We start from the raw sequence: 20,420 nt of genomic DNA, 5'->3' as shown, positions 1-20,420 counted from the left end.
GCTATACTCAATTAGCAACACCGCTACCGGCTTTTCCACCTTACCTCTGATACCGGGAGACGTTATGAAAAGCACCTATACCCCACTCAATTTCGGACTTGGTGATACCATCGATATGCTCCGAGAACACGTTAATGCCTTTGCTACGGAACATATTGCGCCCATCGCCGCTGAGATAGACCGCGATAACCAGTTCCCGAATCATTTATGGCCTTTGTTGGGAGAAATGGGGTTGCTTGGTGTGACCGTCGATGAAGAGCTTGGTGGTGCAGGCATGGGATACCTCGCTCATGTTGTTGCCATGGAAGAAATCAGCCGTGCCTCTGCGTCTGTCGCTTTAAGCTACGGCGCTCATTCTAACCTGTGCGTCAACCAAATCTTTCGTAACGGCACGCCTTCTCAACGCGAAAAATACCTTCCAAAACTCATTGATGGTACGCACGTTGGCGCCCTAGCGATGAGTGAGCCCAATGCCGGTTCAGACGTGATAAGCATGCAACTGAAAGCGGAGAACAAGGGCGACCATTTTGTACTGAATGGCAACAAAATGTGGATAACAAACGGGCCCGATGCTGACGTAGTGGTGCTTTACGCTAAAACGGATGTCAGCGCAGGTTCACGTGGCATTACCGCATTCATTATTGAACGTAACTTCGCAGGTTTCACTCATGCTCAAAAGCTGGACAAGCTAGGCATGAGAGGCTCGAATACTTGCGAACTTGTATTTAACCATTGCGTAGTGCCAAAAGAGAATATTCTTGGCGAGTTGAATAAAGGCGTCAAGGTGTTAATGAGTGGGCTGGATTACGAGCGCGTCGTCCTCGCTGCCGGACCACTCGGGATAATGCAAGCTTGCATGGACATTGTGGTCCCGTACGTACATGAACGAGAGCAGTTTGGAAAATCCATTGGCGAGTTTCAGTTAGTTCAGGGCAAGATCGCCGATATGTACTCTCGAATGAGTGCAGCAAAAGCGTATGTATATACCGTCGCAGCGGCTTGTGATCGAGGTAACGCAACACGCAAAGATACGGCAGGAGCGATTTTGTACAGTGCAGAGCTCGCCACACAAATGGCACTCGATGCAATACAACTGCTCGGTGGGAATGGCTACATCAATGAATACCCTGCTGGTCGTTTGCTACGTGATGCAAAGCTTTATGAAATCGGCGCGGGTACCTCAGAGATTCGCCGCATGTTAATAGGCCGAGAGTTGTTCGAAGAATCTCGCTAACGGAACATACGACAAGGAAGTCATTATGGCCATTATCAAAAGTAAAACTAAGCCAACTGACGAGTTATTTCTTTCCAATAAAGCTGCGATGGAAACGTTGGTCACTCAACTTAATCAACACATCGAGACCATCAAACAGGGCGGCGGTGAAAAAGCCATTCAGCACCAGAGGCAAAAAGGAAAACTCCCCGCACGAGAACGCATCGCGCGCTTGCTTGATGACAACACTGACTTTCTTGAAATCAGCCAGTTTGCCGCCTGGCAAGTGTATGACGAAGCGATCCCCTGCGCTGGCGTTATCGCCGGCATTGGTATCATAGAGGGGATTCAATGCATGGTCATCGCCAACGATGCTTCGGTAAAAGGCGGAACCTACTACCCACTCACGGTAAAAAAACACCTTAGAGCGCAAGAGATTGCCCAACGTTGCCAACTCCCCTGCGTGTACTTGGTGGACTCCGGTGGCGCAAATCTCCCTCATCAGTCCGACGTCTTCCCCGACAAAGAACACTTTGGTCGCATTTTCTTTAACCAAGCGAGAATGTCGGCGAAAGGCATCCCCCAAGTTGCTGTTGTGATGGGGCTTTGCACTGCTGGGGGCGCGTACGTTCCTGCCATGGCGGATGTGTCCATTATGGTTAAAGAGCAAGGCACCATTTTTTTGGCGGGGCCACCTTTGGTGAAAGCGGCCACTGGCGAAGTCGTGACGGGTGAAGAGCTCGGCGGTGCAGACGTGCATTGTCGAAAATCTGGTGTCGCAGATTATTACGCTGAAAATGATGAACATGCCCTAATGCTTGCGAGAGAAGCCATTGCCAATGCCAATAGAACAAGACCTGTTAAGCCAGAAAACACCGTGCTTCCTCCCCGCTACGACGCAGAAGAAATCTACGGAATAGTGAATGCCAACTTACGACTGTCATTCGACGTTCGAGAAATTGTTGCCCGCATCGTCGATGATTCTGATTTCGACGAATTCAAAGCCTTGTATGGCAGAACGCTAGTGTGTGGCTTCGCTCGTATTCAAGGACACTTGATTGGTATTGTGGCAAACAACGGTATCTTGTTTTCTGAATCGGCACAAAAAGGCGCGCACTTTATTGAGCTGTGCGCCAAACGGAAAACACCGCTTCTCTTTCTCCAAAACATTACCGGCTTTATGGTCGGAAAAAAGGTTGAAGAAGAAGGCATCGCAAAACATGGCGCCAAGTTAGTGATGGCCGTCGCTTGTGCTGACGTGCCGAAGTTTACCGTGATCATCGGTGGATCGTACGGCGCTGGTAATTACGGCATGTGCGGCCGAGCGTATGATCCAACCATGATGTGGATGTGGCCGAACGCGCGTATTTCTGTGATGGGCGGAGAACAAGCAGCAGGCGTTTTAACACAAGTTCGAAAAGACGCGAAGGAACGTCAGGGGGAAGCGTGGTCAGAGCAAGAAGAGCACATTTTTAGAGAATCGATCATAGACTTGTATGAAACACAAGGACATCCCTATTTTGCGAGTGCTCGGCTATGGGATGACGGAATTATTGACCCTAAAAAAACGCGTCAGGTGTTGAGTCAAGCGTTAATGGCAGCATTAAACGCCCCCATTCCTGATAGCGAGTTTGGCGTCTTCAGAATGTAAATATCCAAAGATGAATTAAGGAAGTAAGTATGCAGGAAATGCAACCAAGCATTATTCCCAACGCCCAAAGGCAAGATGATGTTCTTTGGCATGTCGATGATAATGGCGTAGCGACCATTACCCTAAACAGAACAGCTAAACACAATGCTTTTGACGCTTGTACGATCGACTTGCTGATCCACCGCCTAGATTATCTCGCTTTACGAACGGATGTGCGGTGCTTGGTATTAAGAAGTAACGGTAAGCATTTTTCATCCGGGGCCGATTTGAATTGGATGCAGTCGATGGCCGAAAGCACGAGGCAAGATAACTTCGTTGATGCCCAAAACTTGGCAAGACTCATGGAAACATTAGATTCGTTCCCTCAACCCACCATCGCAGTTGTTCAAGGTTCCTCTTATGGTGGTGCTTTAGGGTTGATTTGTTGTAGTGATATCGCCATCGCAAGCCAAAGTGCCAACTTTTGCTTAAGTGAAGTTAGGCTTGGTTTAGTTCCAGCAACCATTGCGCCTTACGTCATGCGCGCGATGGGGAATAGACAAGCTAGACGCTATATCTTAAGTGGTGAAGTCATTTCAGCCGAAGATGCCGAACGGTTTGGTATTGTGCACGAAGTGAAAGAAGCCAAACAGCTTGAAAATGCGGTCGATAGCGTAATCAAGACGTTGCTACTTAATAGCCCAGATGCGATGCGTAAAGCGAAAACGCTCTGCCATCAATGTCATCAAAACCCCATCGATCAACAACTGATTCACTATACTAGCAAGCTCATTGCGGACATTAGAGTATCACCCCAAGGTCAAGATGGGCTGCAAGCGTTTCTTGAAAAACGTAGCCCAAGTTGGGTCACCAAGTCACAGGACAAGTAATGCTACCTTCCAAAGTAAAGATTGTCGAAGTAGGTCCTAGAGATGGGTTGCAAAATGAATCTCCTGTTGCGACCCAGACTAAAATCCGGCTGATCAACTTACTCTCTGATACTGGGTTAACGCATATTGAGGTGGGCTCTTTTGTCTCACCCAAATGGGTGCCACAAATGGCGGACTCAACAGAGGTCATGAAAGCAATAACACGGCGAAATCATGTTACCTACTCTGCCCTGACTCCAAACCTAAAAGGCTTAGAACAAGCGTTGGAGGCTGACGCCAATCAGGTCGCAATTTTCACTTCATCCTCAGAAGGATTCTGCCAACACAATATCAATTGCTCGATTGCAGAAAGCCTAACTCGCTTCGAACCTGTAATGCGATTAGCCACCAAACACGGCATCCCTGTTCGTGGCTATCTATCCTGCGTTGCCGACTGCCCTTACGATGGCCCGACAGCCCCTAAACAAGTGGCGAGCGTGGTCAAATCACTCATCGATTTAGGGTGTTATGAGGTGTCTCTAGGCGACACAATCGGTACAGGCACGCCAAACCGTATCGCTGCTATGCTAGAAGCCGTCATGTTGGTTGCACCTCTTCCCCAGCTTGCTGTCCATTTCCACGATACATGGGGACAAGCACTCGCCAATATTCATCAAGCATTGAGTATGGGCATCAATACCATCGACAGCAGTGTAGCTGGGCTGGGTGGATGCCCATACGCTCATGGCGCATCAGGAAATGTCGCAACGGAGGATGTACTATATTTATGCCAAGGGTTAGGAATAGAAACGGGGATCGACTTAGAGCTACTGGCTAAAGCTGGCTGGATGATCAGCGAAGAGCTGGGTCGGCAGCCTACATCAAAAGTGTCATTAGCATTGCGTAACCGCGTATTATCACTTTCGTAGAAGGCCATCCGGCACCTCAAATTCTCCCAACCCAAGTTAACTTGCTCTACTTTCGAGTAGGGAAGCGAAACCGCCCGCCAGTACGATAAATAATTAGAGAAAATAAGATAAGCACACAACCTACTAGTTTATTTGCCGTTAGCACTTCGCCATACCACAGCACGCTCAGAATAACCGTCCAAACTGGTTCTAATATCATAATTAGAGCAGCGTTACCTGCCTGAACAAATTTTTGCCCCATGGTTTGCATTACGTAACGCAAGCTCGTCGCTAATAAGGTACTCAACGCAAACCACCACCAAATAGAGGAGTCAACCTCTGCCGGGAAAGATTCCATAAAAAATGAAACCAACAAACCTAAGCAACCTGCTGAAAAAAGTTGCACGCAAGTAAGCAGCAGCACAGGTAGTTTTTGAGAGTATTTGCTATTCACATTAAAATGAAGCGCCAAAACCAGTGCTGCACCAAGAAACCACAATTGACTGGCCGATTGTTTCCAGCCACCAACTAAAGAAAGACAAGCAAGACCTAATACAGCGATAGGCAAAGAAAGCCAGAAAATTCGTTGTGGTCGTTGACGAAACATAACCCATGCAACAATCGGCACAAACAGCATGGAAAGGCTCATGATAAATGCGCCCTCCCCGAGAGTATCACTGATAGAAATAGCGTAAATCCATGTCATAACGGCACTGCCTAACAGGAGCCCGACACCACCAGCAGAAAGCACATCTTTTAAGTTTGCTTTCAGCAAAGGTCTGTAACATAGAGGCAGTAAGCAGAGCGAAGCGATAGTAAATCGCGCCCCAATAAAGCCAAAAGGTGGTAAACCCTGTATTGTTTCCTTAGAGAATATCCAGCCAAGTGCCGCGATCATCGTCGTCGCAACCAGAATAACCGTCGCTTTACGTTCTGAGTTAAACATAAGTACTCACAAAATATGGAACACACAATAGCGCAGCAAGAGAGTTTTACTGCGCTATTGTGTAAATTTGAAAGGGGTTTGTGTCGAGCGAAAAAGTGAAAGCCCGATCCTCTCCTGTATTGTTGTCACGCAGATTGAAGTTCTGCTGCTAGATACATTAAATGCAGGCAAAGTCTTAAGGCAAGCCTTTTCGCATACTAAATTACTTTAGCATTCTATACAGCAAGCAAACTGGCTAAAACCTGTACCGGGTGTCGAACTACCCCTCCTTCAAAACGCTTAACTTGACTGCGGCAGGAGTAGTATTGCGACTTCAACGCTCCTCAATACAGGTTGAATAAGGTGAATTGCTTTTTACCCATCGCCCCTACAATGAAAACCTATTGATTAACTACAACGAGCGGTTAAATTGCTCCACGGCCTCTACAACACGGCTAGCGCCATCTTGTATTTCATTCATCACATTGCCTGCTTTTTCAGAGAGCTCTAGCGTATCTAGTGCTTCTTTTTGGCATTTAGCGATCAGCTTAACTGCGTTATCTGTTCGCTGTAGGTTTTCACTGACCATTGTGACAATTTCATCGGTGGTTGCATTGGTTCTTGTAGCAAGCTGTCTGACTTCATCAGCAACAACGGCAAAACCTCTACCATGCTCACCCGCACGAGCCGCTTCTATCGCCGCATTTAACGCCAATAAGTTAGTTTGATCAGCGATACCACTGATGCTATTTACCAACTCGCTAATACGCGATGAGTGCGCTTTAAGCTCGTCAATCGCGGTGTTCGCTTGCTGCATTTGCTCGGAAAGTATCTGCATCTTTTCTAACGTTGAGCCTATAACCTCTTGCCCTTGCAGGGTTTGTGTACCAGTTTCTTGGGAGATTTCGTTCGCCAATTGCGCAGCCTGGGCCATTTTCTGTTCCTGCATCACCTGCTGGGTAATATCTGTCGCGAACTTAACGACCTTGTAGAGCTCTCCTCTGTCGTTATGGATAGGGTTATATGAAGCCTCTAGCCACACCTCTTCACCATAACGGTTAACTCGTTTGAATCGCTCTGATGAAAATTGCCCTTTTGCTAAACGTTGCCAAAACTCACGGTAAGCTTGAGAGCTCGACTCTTCCTGATCACAAAACATGCGATGATGCTTCCCTTGAATCTGATCAAGCGTATAACCCATTGTGTTTAGGAAATTATCGTTGGCTTTTAAAACATGGCCATCTAATGTGAACTCAATCACCGCCATAGAACGACTTAATGCATTTAGCATGTCCTCTTGCTCACGGGATGATTTGATCGTTCGCGTAAGTTCAGAAGCAAAAACAAAAAAGCTTTCTACTTCTCTGTGCTCATTTAAAACAGGCTGGATAATCGTTCTTAACCAGGCTTCCTCACCATTACCTTTCTGTACTTGCAATGCCCCATTCCAGAACACTTTATCTTGGACGGCTTTCTTCATTCGATGAAAGTGATCTGTATTGCGCGAATTTGACGGTACCAATTCAGTAATTGATTTCGTTAAGATCTCATCATCATTTAAGAAAAGTTCTTGCTGTAGCTTAGTATTTACAGAAGTAATGAGGCCTTTACTATCCAATGTTAAGCGGATCATCTCTTCATCTAAACTGGTTTGGATTTGCTGCAGGATTTGCAACTCCTGCTTTAATCGTTGATTTTCTTGTTGAAGCGACTTATTAAAAAACATGACTTTCTCTCATTTGACCGACCTTCGGATTAGTCAAAGGTTTATTATTTGTATACCGAATAAACTGCAAGCGGCAAAATCGTTTGGTTGCATATTCAAACGCGATTTCTATTTCTTATCAAAGGACCCCGCAGGGAATACGGCGATTTTTTCTCCAGTGTAACCTAAGCGCAGTATACTGAAATTTCTTCAGCACCCAAGTTGTTTATATATTTATCAATATTAAAGCTCTTTATCGCCAATTTGAGGTTTGTATTTGTGGATATACTTATATGGAGAAGTGGTGTGTTCAGATCAATAAGCCTTTTCATTTAAAAAAAGGGCCTTGACTTAGTTCCAATAATTTTCGCCGTTTTACCGCTTTTCCACCCGACTTTTGAGCGATTACCCACTCCTTATTCGCTTGTATTTCTATTAACAACGCACGGAGGAACCAGCAACAAGCGCATCGATTTGCCCAGTATCAATACGTTGTGGTATCCGCTCATTCAGTTTGCCGTGAAGGTGATGAATCACCACCTCACCAGTCGACTCGTCACGATCAGAAATGAGGCAATGAGGTAATGAGGTAATGAGGTAATGAGGTAATAACGCATGACACCAGAGATTACATTATGTGTCCAACATTGTGCCCACTCCTAAGTTTCATAACTTCCTTCCCTCGGACGCTTCTATCTCTCACCACAGCAACTATGCTTTAAACGACATGTATTCAATTGTCTAGCTTCAACATATGAAGGTTAAGTGAACATAAACAAGCGAAGGAAACAGGGCCATGGAAGTCGATAAAAATGATAAGTTAACAAAAAAATTACAGATAGTGATTCATTGGTCTGTAAGAGTATTGTCGATAGTTATGTTGTTTGTAATCGTCATGGGTGTGATAGATGTTGCATGGACGATATATCAAAAACTTATCACGCCACCTAAACTCATTCTGACGATTTCAGATATGCTAGCCACTTTTGGTGCTTTTATGGCCGTTTTAATTGCTATTGAAATTTTCATCAATATAACTATTTACCTGAGAGAAAATGTTATTCATGTAAAAATCGTCATGGCCACCGCGCTGATGGCAATCTCCCGAAAGGTCATTATTATAGACTTTGAAACCTTGTCTCCAATGTACCTGATTGGAATTGCGGCTGTAGTTCTTAGTATGAGTCTTGGTTACTGGCTGATCCATAAACTGCCCAATAAGAGCCATACTGAATAAACTTCTCAGCCTCCCGACTTTTCAGATACTCTCACGGCATGAAAAAGTCTTGTCTTGGCACGTTGAAGCTAATAAATTCCTCCATGCTAGGCTCTATATACTGCGAGACTACAAGATTATAGAGTAGTGCCTAGGCGGAGAAATTATCGATATTGTTTTCTAGCAGCTAATCTTTGAGTATTGGCACAGCTCAATGGGGGCAAGTGTTGCTCCAGTTCCCCCATCTGATATATACCCTCAACATCTATGCATTTTACTTTCAACTTTTCCGTGGTCCTCTTAAACAAGGTCGTCACGAGTAGCCTGAAGGATTACATCCGGCTAGAAGTAACAGCCAGAAAAGTGATTGTCAGGTGGTCGGTCATCTCGCCGTAAAATTAGCTCTTAACGTATACCTTCAGCTCAGTTTGCGAAACAGCCTTAAAGGTCAAAGTAACTTTCAATCCCATTCAGAGTGTTGGTCGTGGCCACAGCGGCTAATATCAACCCCATGATCCGACTTACAGCGCTAGCTCCTGTATTCCCAATAATCCTGTGTATGCCGCTGGCCATTAATAGCAAGATATAAACAACCAATAGTACCAGTAGCATCACAGCCACGGTCTGGACTTGCTCCCAAATATTAAACCGCACGTTCTCTGTGAGTAAAACGGCGGCTAATATTGCGCCAGGGCTAGCAATTGATGGAATGGCTAGAGGAAAAACTGCTGTATCATGATGACTATTGAGCGTTCTGATTTCTTCTGCTGGTTTACTCTCACCAAATATCATAGTCAAAGCAAACAAGAACAATACGATACCGCCCGAGATTTGAAACGCAGACAAGGGAATACGCATTGCTGTAAGTATGATTTCACCAGCAACAACAAAAAACAGTAGGATAGCAGCGGAGAATAGAGTCGCAAACAGAGCGACCTTACGCTTTGCCACTTCTTCATAGCTTTTTGTGGCTGCGATAAAAACGGGCACAGTACCTATGGGATCGATGACAGCAAAGAAAAAGATAAAAGTTGCCACAAAGTCAATCATGCTACTTTCTCCAGTACCAATTTAGCTTTAAGGATAGAAGATCAGCTTGAAGTAGCAGAGAAAATGTTTGACGCTAACATAGCGAGAGCTCATTCAGAAAAACAAAAATGGTGCGTTATTTACAATACAGAACTTACTTCTATCCTATCGATAACTATTAATATCTCAAAGGTAATGACTACCATACCTAACGGTAGTCGCCATCGCTTTAGACTTCTCAGAGAACATCAAAAAAAACAAGTGAACGAGAAGAATATCGACGTCATAAGATAGTGAGGCTTTAGTGTTTATACCAGTGCTCTTTTGACTCCATTTGAGCTTTTACTTCTGCACTATATTCAGCAGTAGGTCGTGCCAATAACCTTGGAATGCCGATAGGTTCTCCGGACTCTAAACAATAGCCATACTCCCCTGCGCGCAAGCGAGCCAACGATCGTTGAATCTTAGGTAACAGCTTTTGCTCTCTATCTATGATTCTTAATGCGATTGCAGATTGCTCCTCACTGGACGCCCTATCGCTTTCGTCACTGAATTCCATTGGCGCAATCATCTCTTCTTTCGCGCGTTCAATATGCGCTAACGTCGATTCATAAAGCTCAAATAATCGGTTTTCAAAAAATGCGAGCTGAGCTTCATTCATATAATCCGCCTCGGGCGCTGCAAGAATTTCTTCTTCTGTCATGACATGCTTTTTCTCTTCGTTCATAGAACCTCCACACCGAGATAAGAGTTCGCTCTCTAAATTCCGTACATCTGAATCTGTATAACTTAACGACGAATGAATGCGCCAATAAGGTGCAGTACTCGACACAGTCACAAACTGCTTGATGCCAGAGTTAAGATCACCGACCATATTAATTGTTATATTATAACATTACACTATAAAGAGCATGAGCATGAACACCCAGAAACTCCCTGTTACGGTTTTGTCCGGCTTTCTAGGCGCAGGAAAAACAACCGTTTTAAGTCATATTCTTAACAATAGACAAGGCAGAAAAGTGGCGGTCATCGTCAACGACATGAGCGAAGTCAACATCGACGCAGCGACCGTTCAGAATGAAGTTTCTCTCAACCACAGTGAAGAAAAGTTGGTTGAAATGAGTAACGGCTGCATCTGTTGTACCCTGCGTGAGGATCTACTTGAAGAAGTTACTAAACTCGCGCAAGAAGGCAGATTCGATTACTTAGTTATCGAGTCCACTGGCATCGCCGAGCCACTTCCCGTTGCAGAGACTTTTACGTTTGCTGATGAAAACGGGCTCTCACTTTCAGACGTTGCACGTTTAGACACCATGGTTACAGTAGTTGATGCGATTAACTTTCTGCGTGATTACGATGAAGCTAAGTTCTTAACAGAGACAGCCGAATCCTTAGGTGAAGACGATGAACACAGCGTCGCCGACTTGCTCGTTGATCAAGTAGAGTTCGCTGACGTTATCTTGATAAGTAAAACCGACCTCGCTGAGAAATCAGAAATCGAAAGGCTTCTTGCTATTCTTAAAACTCTCAATACATCGGCCACTATTCTTCCTATCTCGAATGGTGAAGTAGAACTTGATGCGGTACTCGACACACAAAGCTTCAGTTTTGAAAAGGCACAACAAGCCCCAGGTTGGTTGAAGGAAATGCGAGGCGAGCACATACCTGAAACCGAAGAATACGGCATTTCCAGCTTTGCCTATCATGCGAGACGCCCTTTCCATCCAGAGAAGTTTTACGACTTCCTCCACAATGCGAAAGATTACGGCAAACTGATTCGTTCCAAAGGTTACTTTTGGCTAGCAACCAGACCAGAGTTTGTCGGCCAATGGAGCCAAGCGGGAGGCATCGCACGTTATGGTGTTGCGGGTATGTTTTGGAAAGCGATTCCGAAGGAGGAGTGGCCGACGGATCAAGATTACCTAGATGCTATAAACGACATTTGGCAAGAACCATACGGCGATATGCGACAAGAATTGGTGTTTATTGGTCAGGGATTAGAGCAAGAGAAATTGATTGCTCGTCTTAACGAATGCTTGTTAACAGAAGATGAGATGGAGCAAGGGCTCGACTATTGGTTATCTCTGGAAGACCCTTTCCCTGAATGGGAACAGTAAACGACTGAGATACAAAAAAGCCTCCCACCATTCGGGAGGCTTTTTAGTTACACTGAGCCAATTTTGTTATATAGAACCAACGCAGCAAGTCCGTCTTGGAACAAGCTGAGATTCAAGCATGCAGCGAGGGAATCCTCACCAGCGCATTCAAACCGTCTTCTTCTGGCTCAACTTAGCTATTTTCTTTGGCCAAGGATCTTCAAATGTTGCCCCTTGTTGCCATTGCTCCAATTCCCCTTCCGTTAAAAAGCAGTTTTCCAGCGCATCAATAAACGCATCGACTTCGTTTTCCTGCCCAATCACCGTTAAGCGACAACGACGATCACCAAAGCGGCTTTCAACACTGTCTATCTTATCTTGCAGGATTTGACGATGTTCCTCAGTGAAGTTTTGCGATTCGTCATTGATTACCGAAGCGCGCCAAAAGCCTGTAATTTCAAGCCCCACATTGCCGCTTGCTTGGCTCCAAAGCAGTGAAACATCGTCTCGAGTTGGAAACCAAAAGAACCCTTTACTGCGGAACACACCTTTAGTTAAATACTGGTGGCAGGTATTCCACAAACGCGCAGGATGAAAAGGTCGATCATCTTTGATCACTTTCGCGACAAGGCTTTGTTCGTCTTTATCAGAGAGATTCAACGGCTCATTCACCGTCTCACGAAGTTCTGCGATTAACTGCTCAACAAGGAAGAAATTGTAGTCTTGCTCACCTTTCAACATGCGGATATCCAAGTTTCCCCACGACGTTTTGATTATCTCGGTGTAAACGTTAAGCGGGTGAATCGCCTGCGCGATGTTGCGAACGGTATTGTCGTCCACTTTGTCCGTCTTGGTGAGCATGATACGGTTTGAGAACATGATTTGCTCTACCAACAAGTTTTCAACGCCGCGAACACCCTGCTGCACGTTCTCCTGCCACTTAGGGATTAAGGCAGAACCTTGTCGATAGTCATCTCGCAACCAAGTCGCATCCACCAACGTAATTACGTCTTTGAGTGCGAATTGTGCGTTACTTTTGAAGTACTCGACCAAAGGCAAAGGATGACTACTGCCCGACGTTTCAATCACAATCCATTCTGGCCATTTTTCTGCGCAGAGCTTTTTAAGGGCTTTATCGAGCTGCTTTACACCACTCGGGCTGCTGATGCTGTCTCCACTGATCGTGACAAAGTTGCCCTGCTCTTCACTCACCGCATCGGTATTTAAGATAAGCACGCCATCAACGTCTAACTCACTCATGTCATTCACAATAACGGAAAGATCAATACCAGAAGAATCGGCTTGTTGAAGAATGTTGCGTAAAAAAGTGGTTTTCCCTGACCCGAGAAACCCATGCAAAATAGTGACTGGAATTGATGGCATACCTTTGACCTACAAACTCTGAATAAACACATGTTATAACATAACAATTTGATGAGTTATAGAAGGAATCCAATTGCTGTCTTAGACCCAAAGCTTAAGAATCGGTAAAGACCACAGAGACTGATTTTTCAGAACTCGCCTTCGTTTCTCAGCACGTTTCATCACCAGCAAAGGTCTGACTATTGATAAAAACAATAAGTGGTTACAAAACGACCATTGCTTTGTTTATAAAATTGGAGAAAGATGACAATACAGCGATTTATAGGAGGTGGTGTTATGACTTTAGTTCTTACCGTTCTTATTTTCCTAAGTTGTATTGCGATGCTCGCAATTGGTGTGATGTTTTCTCGTAGGCCGATCAAAGGCGGAGGTTGTTGCAAAGCGTCCGATGTTGCGGATGTGGACGCACGTAAAAGAAAAAATCGCAGTCATTATTCTTCTAGGAACACATATTGAGACTCACCTATTGCTCCAACCTCACAACACAAAATAGCATAACTGAGCCCTAACAAATTGTCGGGACTCAGTTTTTCGTTTCTACTAGATAATCAAACTCTGATACTCGCGCCAAAAATGAAGGTTTCTGGATGTTAGGAAGCGACTTCGCGATAGGTAAGTCGGCTTTCATTGCATCAACCGGACGATTACGAACTAAAACTTCAAAATGTAAATGTGGTCCGGTTGAACGACCAGTATTCCCAGAGAGGGCTATTTTTTGCCCACGCTTTATAACTTGACCTTTTTTAACCAAGATTTTATTCAAGTGTAGGTAACGAGTTTTGTACACACTGTTATGTTCAATCACTAAATAATTACCGGCATAAGGGTGCTTGCGGACCGCAATTACTTTTCCATCCCCAGTAGAATAAACTGGCGCACCGATTGGTGTCGCGAAATCCGTTCCGTTATGCGGGGTGACTCTTCCCGTCACTGGGTGTTTACGCTTAGGGTTAAACCCAGAGGTGATTCGGCGGTATGCCCTATCGACAGGATAACGGTTAAACGCTCGCTCCAAACTGTTACCAGCTCTATCATAGAACCGTCCATCCTCGGCTAGAAATGCAGCGACTTCGCCCTTCGCTAAGTTAAAAGAAATAGCCTTAATCTCACTATTGCCAGTTTTGTGTTCACCTAAATATTGCTGTTTCACTAATATATCGAAACGGTCACCGGCTCTAAGAGATCGCGCAAAATCAATCTTATCTTTCATCACCTGCGTAATATTTGCGACGTGGCCTGATGTCAATCCAACTCGATGTGCCGAGACTGAAAAACTCCCTTTGATTTCTCCCGAAAATAAGGTTTCACGCCATTCCCCTGAAATTTCCTGAAATTCGTAAGAGAAGGAGCCATCGTTTTCTCTAGTGTAGATAGCCTTCTCTACAAGGCTCATATGATAAATTAGTTGACTCAATTGCCCCATGTCATCCATCACTAATTCAAGCTCTTCTCCGGGCTTAATCATATCTAGCTGGAGGTGATCAAGATCAACTGAGAGAATTTGCTGCAAAATACCGTAAGGGAGACCCAATTGAGCGAAGATACCACTGAGCGTATCTCCCACTTTAACTATGTAGTGTATTTGTTTAGGTTTAGGCAACGGAGTCAAACTGACATCTGAGGGAGTCACTATCTTTAAAGATGGAGGTGGTGACGAATCACTGCTTTGATTCAGTTGAGTGCTATGACTATCTTGATTTGGCTCATCCTCTGTAGGTAGAAGCAAAGCGACCGAAAAACAAAACACAGCAACGATTAAAACAATAAATTTAAACTGACTCATGAGAAACTAAGTATCAATAACAACGATTGTTATGTTATAACATATCTAGAATTATTTTTACTCAGTTTAGTAAACGTTTATCCAGTTCACTGGATTGGCTAAGAGAAGACCAGTCATTCAACCCATTCTCTTTGAGAAGGCTCAATAATGAACACATTCAATTCAGCACTTATCGTTGCAGGAACACACGGAAACGAACTTTCTGGTATTTATTTACATAAACTAATCAAAGAAAAACGTTACTCTGTCAATAGATCAACCTTTTCAGCCTGCTCGATCATCGCAAACTCCGATGCAGTAAAACACAACGTCCGATACATCGATACAGACTTAAATCGCGAGTTCTCAGCAATGAATAGCAATCATTGTCCTGATTTGCATGAAAGCAAGATTGCACATCAATTTATCGAGAAATATGCAAACCAAGAAAAACTGTTGATTGTTGACCTGCACAATACAACAAGCAATATGGGAGCGACGTTGATTTTGCTTTCTAACGATGTGTTTTATCGGAAACTGGGCGCGTACGTCAAACAACGAATGCCATCAGCACATGTCCTTTTCGAAGAGCGAAAAGAATGGCAAGAGCAACCTTACCTTTGCACTGCTGGGCAATATGGAATAATGATTGAGGTCGGGGCGCAAGCACATGGTGCGCTAGAGTACAGTACGTTGGAGTTGATGAAACAGATGCTTACCGCAGTATTGGACTATGTTGAAAAGCACAACCTCAACCAAATAGGCTTACTGAGCGATTATGAGGCGTTTTTTTACACCGAAGAAATCAGGGTTCCACTTGATCAAGAGGGTATGCGGCAAGCACTAGTACACCCTACTATTTGTGGCAGAGATTTTGAGGTGGTCAAACCAGGAGCACCTTTATTAGCGACTTTCGCTGGTTATGATATCCATTGGAATGGCAAAGGGGAAATTTACCCGCACTTTATCAATGAGAGCGCCTACAGTACCGCAAATATAGCAATGGCCCTCGCTAAAAAAAGACGTGTTTCTTCCGTGTAACTTAAAGCAAGTAATTAGGCCACGTGTAACGTGGATACCTCACCCCATGAATAAAACTGTGCCTGAACCGTATAGGCAGAAAATACGGGTACTAACCCCACCCTAATACGGCAGCATAAGTGCCCTAAGCGCAGCTTTAAAAGAAACCCCACTAGAATTTTAAGGAGGTAAGACATTATGGTTAAAAGGAGAGTTTTCTCTTTTCTATCATGATGCCTTCTCCAAACATCGAAATAATCTATCTTCAAATTGGTCATCTAGACCGGAAGAGATCAGTTCTAGGCGGCTTTCTGAACACTCGTCTAGTTCAAACTCTGTGAGTCCATCTGATGTTAGATTGTAACCAAAAATACCGCTTCCCGTGATAAAAACCGCTTTCATTCGTTCGACCTTGAGGTCGAGCAGCAATAATCTCAGCTTTTGATGATCGAACACGTTTTCAGCGGAGATACGCCAACCGATACTGTAGAAACCTTCCCCCTGATTGGTTGCTTTTAGAATGCCGCTCTCAGGCATAGGCAACTCAGGAACAAGTGACTTTTTCTCTCTTTCACGATAAAGAACAGAGGGCGTTTTTTGCACGTCAATACGAGTCGCTCCCTCACATTCATGAAAAGGGATAACGCCATGTTCAGCGAAAATCAATTTTGTTTCCCGCAGACCGAGCTTTGCTATATAAGCCGTCAGCTTTTGCTCATCTTCATCTTGATAGAGATCGCGCTTATTACCTACCACTGTATCTGCGATAGTGATTTGCTGGTTAAACGTTTCATGCTCAGTGTACTTAGGATCCGATAGTTTACGTGCATCGACTAAAGTAATGTTTTTTTGCAAAGCGAGAATTTGACGATAATACTCGGTCGATAGCACTTGCAGTACTTCTTTAGGATGACCAAGACCTGTAGGCTCAATCAACAATCGATCTGGCCTTGCTTCAGACAATAATTGATTTAAGGCGATTTGCATCGGAAGACCTGCTGCACAGCACATACATCCCCCGGGGACCTCTCGAATAAACACTTGGTCTTGTTGTTTTTTTGGGCCTTGTAACAAGCTGCCATCAATACCAACTTCGCCAAATTCATTGACCAATACAGCCCAACGTTCATGACTCGGTTTATGGGTCAATAAGTGCATTATTGCCGATGTTTTCCCCACCCCGAGAAAGCCAGTGATGATGTTAGTCGGCACTCGCGAAATCAGTGGCTTATTAAAGTTCATTGGCAATTCTCCGGTAGCCTTGGACTAGTTCATGGTTGGCAGAAACGACGGATTCGGAAAAAGCTGAATATTCTGGCGGCACTTTAGAGATACTCTCTAAATCAAAACCGACACCAATATTGGTCATCGGTGGTACATGGAAATAAGCGGGTAAATCGAGGCTATCGACGACACAGTTATGACGAATAACACACCTCTCACCGATGACGCTATTGAACACGACGGAGTTGAAGCCAATGAAAACATCATCACAAACCTGGCAAGGACCATGAATAATCGAACGATGAGCAATGGATGAGCGCTCACCAATGGTCACCGCAGCCCCTGCCTTAGAGTGAATTACGACACCATCTTGGATATTGGTGTCACGTTTGATGACGATAGCTTCCATGTCTCCATGGTTATTAACTTCGTCAGCTCGAATAACAGCATAGGGTCCAATAAAAACGTTATCCTCAATAATGACTTTGCCACAGATAATAGCGGTTGGATCGATAAAGGCTGTTGAGGACACCTGTGGCATATGGCCCGTTGGGTTTCTTCTTAACATAATGCTTCCAGTTTGTTTATGGCTCTTTTTTTACGGTCAGCGACTTAACGATTGAAGGATAAACGCATCGCTCCAGCTGGTTTATCGATGACTTTGTTATTGGCATAAACTAGCGCGCCATTGACCCAAGTCTTTTGAATTTGAGCTGAAAATTCATGTCCAGCAAAAGGCGACCAACCACAGTGATATAAACTGTTTTCGTTGCTAACTCGTGTTGGGGTATGAGCATCAACCAACACCAAATCGGCGTAGTAACCTTCACGAATAAAACCTCGGCCTTGAATGCCATAGCGAATGGCCGGGTTGTGCGCAGTTTTTTCGACTACTTGAGTCAAACTCATATGACCTAAACGGACATGCTCGAAGAGAGTAAGTAACGCATGCTGAACTAACGGCAGTCCGGCTGGAGCCTGCTCGTAAGGCACTTGTTTTTCTTGCCAAGTGTGAGGAGCGTGATCTGTTGCAATGATATCTATTTGCCCCGTATTTAACGCTTTTAACAACGCATCGCGGTCACTAGGAAACTTGATTGAAGGATTACATTTGATCAAATTACCAAGAGCGCCATAATCTTTGTTGCTGAACCAAAGATGGTGAACACAAGCCTCCGCGGTGATTGATTTATCTCGAATGTCTCCCTCGTCAAAAAGTGCTAGCTCCTTCGCCGTTGTGATGTGCAGCACATGCAGTTGGCTGTGATACTTTTTGGCAAGTTCTACCGCATAAGAAGATGAAGCGTAACAGGCCTCTTCGTCACGCAAAATGGGATGGTCTTCGATAGTGAAACCTGGCTTCTTAAGCCTTTGCTTTTGCTGGTTTTGTTTAATAACAGTCCCACTTTCACAATGAGTAACAATGAGTACTGGAGAGTCACGAAAAATTGACTCTAACGCTTGCGGATCTTCGACTAACAAATTTCCTGTTGATGCCCCCATAAATACTTTCACACCACAATGTTGTTTGGGGTTAAGTTGTTTAATCTGTTCAAGATTGTCTTCGGTTGCACCGAGGTAGAAAGAATAATTCGCAAACGAGCTTTCTTTAGCGAGAGCGAACTTGCGCTCTAACGAGTCAATAGTCGTTGTAGCCGGACTAACATTGGGCATTTCCATGTAGCTTGTAATACCGCCGGCTACCGCTGCCCGCGACTCGCTTGCAATTGTGCCTTTATGTGTCAGCCCAGGTTCTCGGAAATGCACTTGATCGTCAATCATGCCTGGCAGTAAATAAGCCCCTTTAGCATCAATTACAATATCTCCGTGTTGTACGGATATATTAGTAGCAATCTTGTCAATTCTTAGATCAACAATACGTAAATCTGTTTCGGTAATGGCTCCTTCGTTGACCACCCGCGCGTTTTTAATCAATGTTGCTGACATAATTCATTCTTTTAGATAATTTGAAAAGGTGGCCAATACTCGGTCACCTTGTGAAGCTATAAGGGGAGATCGTGTGTCTGCCTCATAGGGGGCGGTTTGCGCATTCATCGCAAACACAGGAAATCTCAAATTGTGGGCTAAGAACGGTGAAGCCTTCTTGTATGGCTTTCGCACATACGCTAGAAATAACATTGGCTTCAACCGCTATTTCACTAACCTTTCCACACTGAGAGCAAATCAAAAACTGTGGAACGCCATGCTCCTGATCGCACGCGATTTGAGAACAAACGACGTATTTACTAGATGTATTGAGCTTATGGACAAAGTGCTCTGCTTCAAGGAAATCGAGTATTCGATAAACCGACATCGCTTGAATGTTTTGAGAAAAGTTGTGATTGCAGTAGTCAACTAGTTCGTAGGCAGAAAGCGGCTTCTCCGCATATAGCAGCGAAGTCAGTATCAATTTCCGTTTAGTAGTGAGTTGTTTACCTCGCAGCAGGCAGATTTTCTCTACCTGCTTCATGACGTCATCTACCGTTTTGAGCTTTCTCATATCTCTAGATGAAATCCAATGTGAGTAGTAAGCGACGTTCATTATCTGCAACATGTGGAGAGCGATGTATAAGTCCAGTGGCTTCATTGCCTTCCCAACCACTTCCTTTGAGCAGGGCAACATCGCCAGGCTGCATTCGTCGTATGGCACTTTCAGAGTCGTATAAGCCCGATAGGTGATCAGGTTGACCAAGACTACCGGCACCGAGTTTAGTGCGATCAATGGTATCGTTGGTTAACCATTCGGTCGCTCGGCCGGTATAAGTTATGACAAGTCTGCAAGGCACACGATCAAAGTGAAATTTCGGGCACATCGGGCTGTCTAGGCGAGTTAGTCTCAAACCTGCTTCTTTAACCTCAAACAAACAGCAGAACATATCGACGATTAAAGCAACATCTTCACTCAGCGCATCAGCACACGCATAGCCCTCTAACTTGCTTCGTACCCATTGTGCAGCATCATCTGGCGTGACACTTTGTACCAGTGCCAATCTAGGCTCCTGAGCCAGCATCAGATTAATGTCCTTCGTCAACTCTTTCGAGAGCGTTCGCTGCCATATGGCAATATTGTGCTCTGGTTTGTAGATGTCGCTAAGTATGTTCGCTGATGTCGATATCGCCAACGATGATGTTGTTTGGACACGAAGCGGGTTCTCAACTACATCAATGCTCATATATCTTCCTCCCAAGCGTTAAAAAGGTCAGGTAAAGGTTTTAATAACGTTGATTTTCTAGGGCTATGAGACCTAGTAATCGTTACGATTTCGCTCTAGTTCACGGACATATTGACACAGTCCCACCCCATGTAGAGTCAAGTCAGACAGCGCTTGTGAAGAAATCAACGTTTACTCTCTCTCAATAGGAGACTACTGGTTGTGAGATCAATTCTTTAAACAACAAATTGTAGAGCCCTAAACAAGGAAATGTTATAACATAACAGT

At 44.5% G+C, this 20,420-nt stretch carries 18 protein-coding genes and 1 pseudogene; 7 read left to right on the top strand and 12 right to left on the bottom strand.

Going from position 1 to position 20,420, the window contains the following annotated elements; all coding sequences use genetic code 11:
- Positions 1-64: 64 nt before the first annotated feature.
- The 4 genes from KJB35_RS24565 to KJB35_RS24550 are packed head-to-tail and all read left to right on the top strand — an operon-like array spanning position 65 to position 4,641.
- Positions 65-1,234: an isovaleryl-CoA dehydrogenase gene (locus KJB35_RS24565; protein WP_285356090.1), complete on the top strand. Its 1,170-nt coding sequence runs from the start codon at positions 65-67 to the stop codon at positions 1,232-1,234.
- Positions 1,235-1,259: 25 nt separating this feature from the next.
- Positions 1,260-2,864, top strand: a complete 1,605-nt coding sequence (locus tag KJB35_RS24560; RefSeq protein WP_238842839.1) for a carboxyl transferase domain-containing protein — start codon at positions 1,260-1,262, stop codon at positions 2,862-2,864.
- Between the two features lie 29 nt (positions 2,865-2,893).
- Positions 2,894-3,733 carry an enoyl-CoA hydratase-related protein gene (locus tag KJB35_RS24555; protein WP_213960748.1) on the top strand — a complete coding sequence of 280 codons (840 nt, stop codon included), beginning with the start codon at positions 2,894-2,896 and terminating at the stop codon, positions 3,731-3,733.
- Positions 3,733-4,641, top strand: coding sequence for a hydroxymethylglutaryl-CoA lyase (locus KJB35_RS24550; protein ID WP_285356092.1), 909 nt, complete (start codon positions 3,733-3,735; stop codon positions 4,639-4,641). The genes KJB35_RS24555 and KJB35_RS24550 overlap by 1 nt, the downstream gene beginning before the upstream one ends.
- A 46-nt stretch (positions 4,642-4,687) precedes the next feature.
- Here KJB35_RS24550 and KJB35_RS24545 read toward each other — a convergent pair whose 3' ends face one another.
- From KJB35_RS24545 to KJB35_RS28465, 3 genes and pseudogenes are all read right to left on the bottom strand, one after another.
- Positions 4,688-5,566, bottom strand: coding sequence for a DMT family transporter (locus KJB35_RS24545; RefSeq protein WP_005375761.1), 879 nt, complete (start codon positions 5,564-5,566; stop codon positions 4,688-4,690).
- A 391-nt stretch (positions 5,567-5,957) separates the two neighbouring features.
- Complete coding sequence (locus tag KJB35_RS28470) at positions 5,958-6,362, bottom strand: methyl-accepting chemotaxis protein (protein WP_372082083.1); 405 nt, start codon at positions 6,360-6,362, stop codon at positions 5,958-5,960.
- Positions 6,363-6,491: 129 nt separating this feature from the next.
- Positions 6,492-7,178, bottom strand: a pseudogene (locus KJB35_RS28465) (PAS domain-containing protein); the annotation flags it as partial.
- An 868-nt stretch (positions 7,179-8,046) separates the two neighbouring features.
- Between KJB35_RS28465 and KJB35_RS24535 the strand changes: the two are divergent.
- On the top strand, positions 8,047-8,487 hold the full coding sequence (locus KJB35_RS24535) for a phosphate-starvation-inducible PsiE family protein (protein ID WP_005375731.1): 441 nt from the start codon (positions 8,047-8,049) through the stop codon (positions 8,485-8,487).
- 420 nt (positions 8,488-8,907) lie between these two features.
- Here the strand turns inward: KJB35_RS24535 and KJB35_RS24530 are convergent, their stop codons facing one another.
- Both KJB35_RS24530 and KJB35_RS24525 read right to left on the bottom strand, forming a co-directional pair.
- The gene (locus KJB35_RS24530; RefSeq protein ID WP_005375727.1) at positions 8,908-9,516 is read right to left on the bottom strand and encodes a MarC family protein; all 609 of its coding nucleotides are present in this window, start codon (positions 9,514-9,516) and stop codon (positions 8,908-8,910) included.
- Positions 9,517-9,796: 280 nt separating this feature from the next.
- On the bottom strand, positions 9,797-10,222 hold the full coding sequence (locus KJB35_RS24525; RefSeq protein WP_025767657.1) for a TraR/DksA C4-type zinc finger protein: 426 nt from the start codon (positions 10,220-10,222) through the stop codon (positions 9,797-9,799).
- A 190-nt stretch (positions 10,223-10,412) separates the two neighbouring features.
- Between KJB35_RS24525 and zigA the strand changes: the two genes are divergently transcribed.
- Positions 10,413-11,612 carry a zinc metallochaperone GTPase ZigA gene (zigA, locus tag KJB35_RS24520; protein ID WP_285356097.1) on the top strand — a complete coding sequence of 400 codons (1,200 nt, stop codon included), beginning with the start codon at positions 10,413-10,415 and terminating at the stop codon, positions 11,610-11,612.
- 147 nt (positions 11,613-11,759) lie between these two features.
- Here the strand turns inward: zigA and KJB35_RS24515 are convergent, their stop codons facing one another.
- Positions 11,760-12,974, bottom strand: coding sequence for a GTP-binding protein (locus KJB35_RS24515; protein WP_213971861.1), 1,215 nt, complete (start codon positions 12,972-12,974; stop codon positions 11,760-11,762).
- Between the two features lie 523 nt (positions 12,975-13,497).
- Positions 13,498-14,757 carry a peptidoglycan DD-metalloendopeptidase family protein gene (locus KJB35_RS24510; RefSeq protein WP_238842966.1) on the bottom strand — a complete coding sequence of 420 codons (1,260 nt, stop codon included), beginning with the start codon at positions 14,755-14,757 and terminating at the stop codon, positions 13,498-13,500.
- Between the two features lie 147 nt (positions 14,758-14,904).
- Between KJB35_RS24510 and KJB35_RS24505 the strand changes: the two genes are divergently transcribed.
- The gene (locus tag KJB35_RS24505; protein ID WP_238842967.1) at positions 14,905-15,777 is read left to right on the top strand and encodes an aspartoacylase; all 873 of its coding nucleotides are present in this window, start codon (positions 14,905-14,907) and stop codon (positions 15,775-15,777) included.
- A gap of 207 nt (positions 15,778-15,984) precedes the next feature.
- On the opposite strand, the gene KJB35_RS24500 is transcribed toward KJB35_RS24505, so the two are convergent.
- From KJB35_RS24500 to KJB35_RS24480, 5 genes are all read right to left on the bottom strand, one after another.
- Entirely contained in the window at positions 15,985-16,998 is a 1,014-nt protein-coding gene (locus KJB35_RS24500; protein ID WP_213914810.1) for a GTP-binding protein, read from the bottom strand.
- Positions 16,988-17,548 (bottom strand): carbonate dehydratase, encoded by a 561-nt coding sequence (locus tag KJB35_RS24495; RefSeq protein WP_213869700.1) that lies wholly within the window; start codon positions 17,546-17,548, stop codon positions 16,988-16,990. Before KJB35_RS24495 ends, KJB35_RS24500 begins: the two co-directional genes overlap by 11 nt.
- A 44-nt stretch (positions 17,549-17,592) precedes the next feature.
- On the bottom strand, positions 17,593-18,927 hold the full coding sequence (locus KJB35_RS24490; protein WP_213910286.1) for a dihydroorotase: 1,335 nt from the start codon (positions 18,925-18,927) through the stop codon (positions 17,593-17,595).
- An 82-nt stretch (positions 18,928-19,009) separates the two neighbouring features.
- A complete protein-coding gene (locus KJB35_RS24485; RefSeq protein WP_017821073.1) occupies positions 19,010-19,480 on the bottom strand; it encodes a Fur family transcriptional regulator in 471 nt (156 codons plus the stop codon).
- Positions 19,481-19,484: 4 nt separating this feature from the next.
- Positions 19,485-20,153, bottom strand: coding sequence for a DUF1826 domain-containing protein (locus KJB35_RS24480; RefSeq protein ID WP_025767648.1), 669 nt, complete (start codon positions 20,151-20,153; stop codon positions 19,485-19,487).
- Positions 20,154-20,420 lie beyond the last annotated feature (267 nt).

It is taken from the genome of Vibrio sp. D431a, from assembly GCF_030248655.1.
GTDB classification, from domain to species: domain Bacteria; phylum Pseudomonadota; class Gammaproteobacteria; order Enterobacterales; family Vibrionaceae; genus Vibrio; species Vibrio alginolyticus.
Note: the sequence above shows the minus strand (reverse complement) of the source record. Positions and strands in the feature narration are given on the sequence as shown.

Bases quoted from the DNA above. Each gene is read 5' to 3' on its own strand.
- KJB35_RS24565 (WP_285356090.1), top strand. From the start codon at position 65: ATGAAAAGCACCTATACCCCACTCAATTTCGGACTTGGTGATACCATC.
- KJB35_RS24560 (WP_238842839.1), top strand. From the start codon at position 1,260: ATGGCCATTATCAAAAGTAAAACTAAGCCAACTGACGAGTTATTTCTT.
- KJB35_RS24555 (WP_213960748.1), top strand. From the start codon at position 2,894: ATGCAGGAAATGCAACCAAGCATTATTCCCAACGCCCAAAGGCAAGAT.
- KJB35_RS24550 (WP_285356092.1), top strand. From the start codon at position 3,733: ATGCTACCTTCCAAAGTAAAGATTGTCGAAGTAGGTCCTAGAGATGGG.
- KJB35_RS24545 (WP_005375761.1), bottom strand. From the start codon at position 5,566: ATGTTTAACTCAGAACGTAAAGCGACGGTTATTCTGGTTGCGACGACG.
- KJB35_RS28470 (WP_372082083.1), bottom strand. From the start codon at position 6,362: ATGCAGCAAGCGAACACCGCGATTGACGAGCTTAAAGCGCACTCATCG.
- KJB35_RS24535 (WP_005375731.1), top strand. From the start codon at position 8,047: ATGGAAGTCGATAAAAATGATAAGTTAACAAAAAAATTACAGATAGTG.
- KJB35_RS24530 (WP_005375727.1), bottom strand. From the start codon at position 9,516: ATGATTGACTTTGTGGCAACTTTTATCTTTTTCTTTGCTGTCATCGAT.
- KJB35_RS24525 (WP_025767657.1), bottom strand. From the start codon at position 10,222: ATGAACGAAGAGAAAAAGCATGTCATGACAGAAGAAGAAATTCTTGCA.
- zigA (WP_285356097.1), top strand. From the start codon at position 10,413: ATGAACACCCAGAAACTCCCTGTTACGGTTTTGTCCGGCTTTCTAGGC.
- KJB35_RS24515 (WP_213971861.1), bottom strand. From the start codon at position 12,974: ATGCCATCAATTCCAGTCACTATTTTGCATGGGTTTCTCGGGTCAGGG.
- KJB35_RS24510 (WP_238842966.1), bottom strand. From the start codon at position 14,757: ATGAGTCAGTTTAAATTTATTGTTTTAATCGTTGCTGTGTTTTGTTTT.
- KJB35_RS24505 (WP_238842967.1), top strand. From the start codon at position 14,905: ATGAACACATTCAATTCAGCACTTATCGTTGCAGGAACACACGGAAAC.
- KJB35_RS24500 (WP_213914810.1), bottom strand. From the start codon at position 16,998: ATGAACTTTAATAAGCCACTGATTTCGCGAGTGCCGACTAACATCATC.
- KJB35_RS24495 (WP_213869700.1), bottom strand. From the start codon at position 17,548: ATGTTAAGAAGAAACCCAACGGGCCATATGCCACAGGTGTCCTCAACA.
- KJB35_RS24490 (WP_213910286.1), bottom strand. From the start codon at position 18,927: ATGTCAGCAACATTGATTAAAAACGCGCGGGTGGTCAACGAAGGAGCC.
- KJB35_RS24485 (WP_017821073.1), bottom strand. From the start codon at position 19,480: ATGAGAAAGCTCAAAACGGTAGATGACGTCATGAAGCAGGTAGAGAAA.
- KJB35_RS24480 (WP_025767648.1), bottom strand. From the start codon at position 20,153: ATGAGCATTGATGTAGTTGAGAACCCGCTTCGTGTCCAAACAACATCA.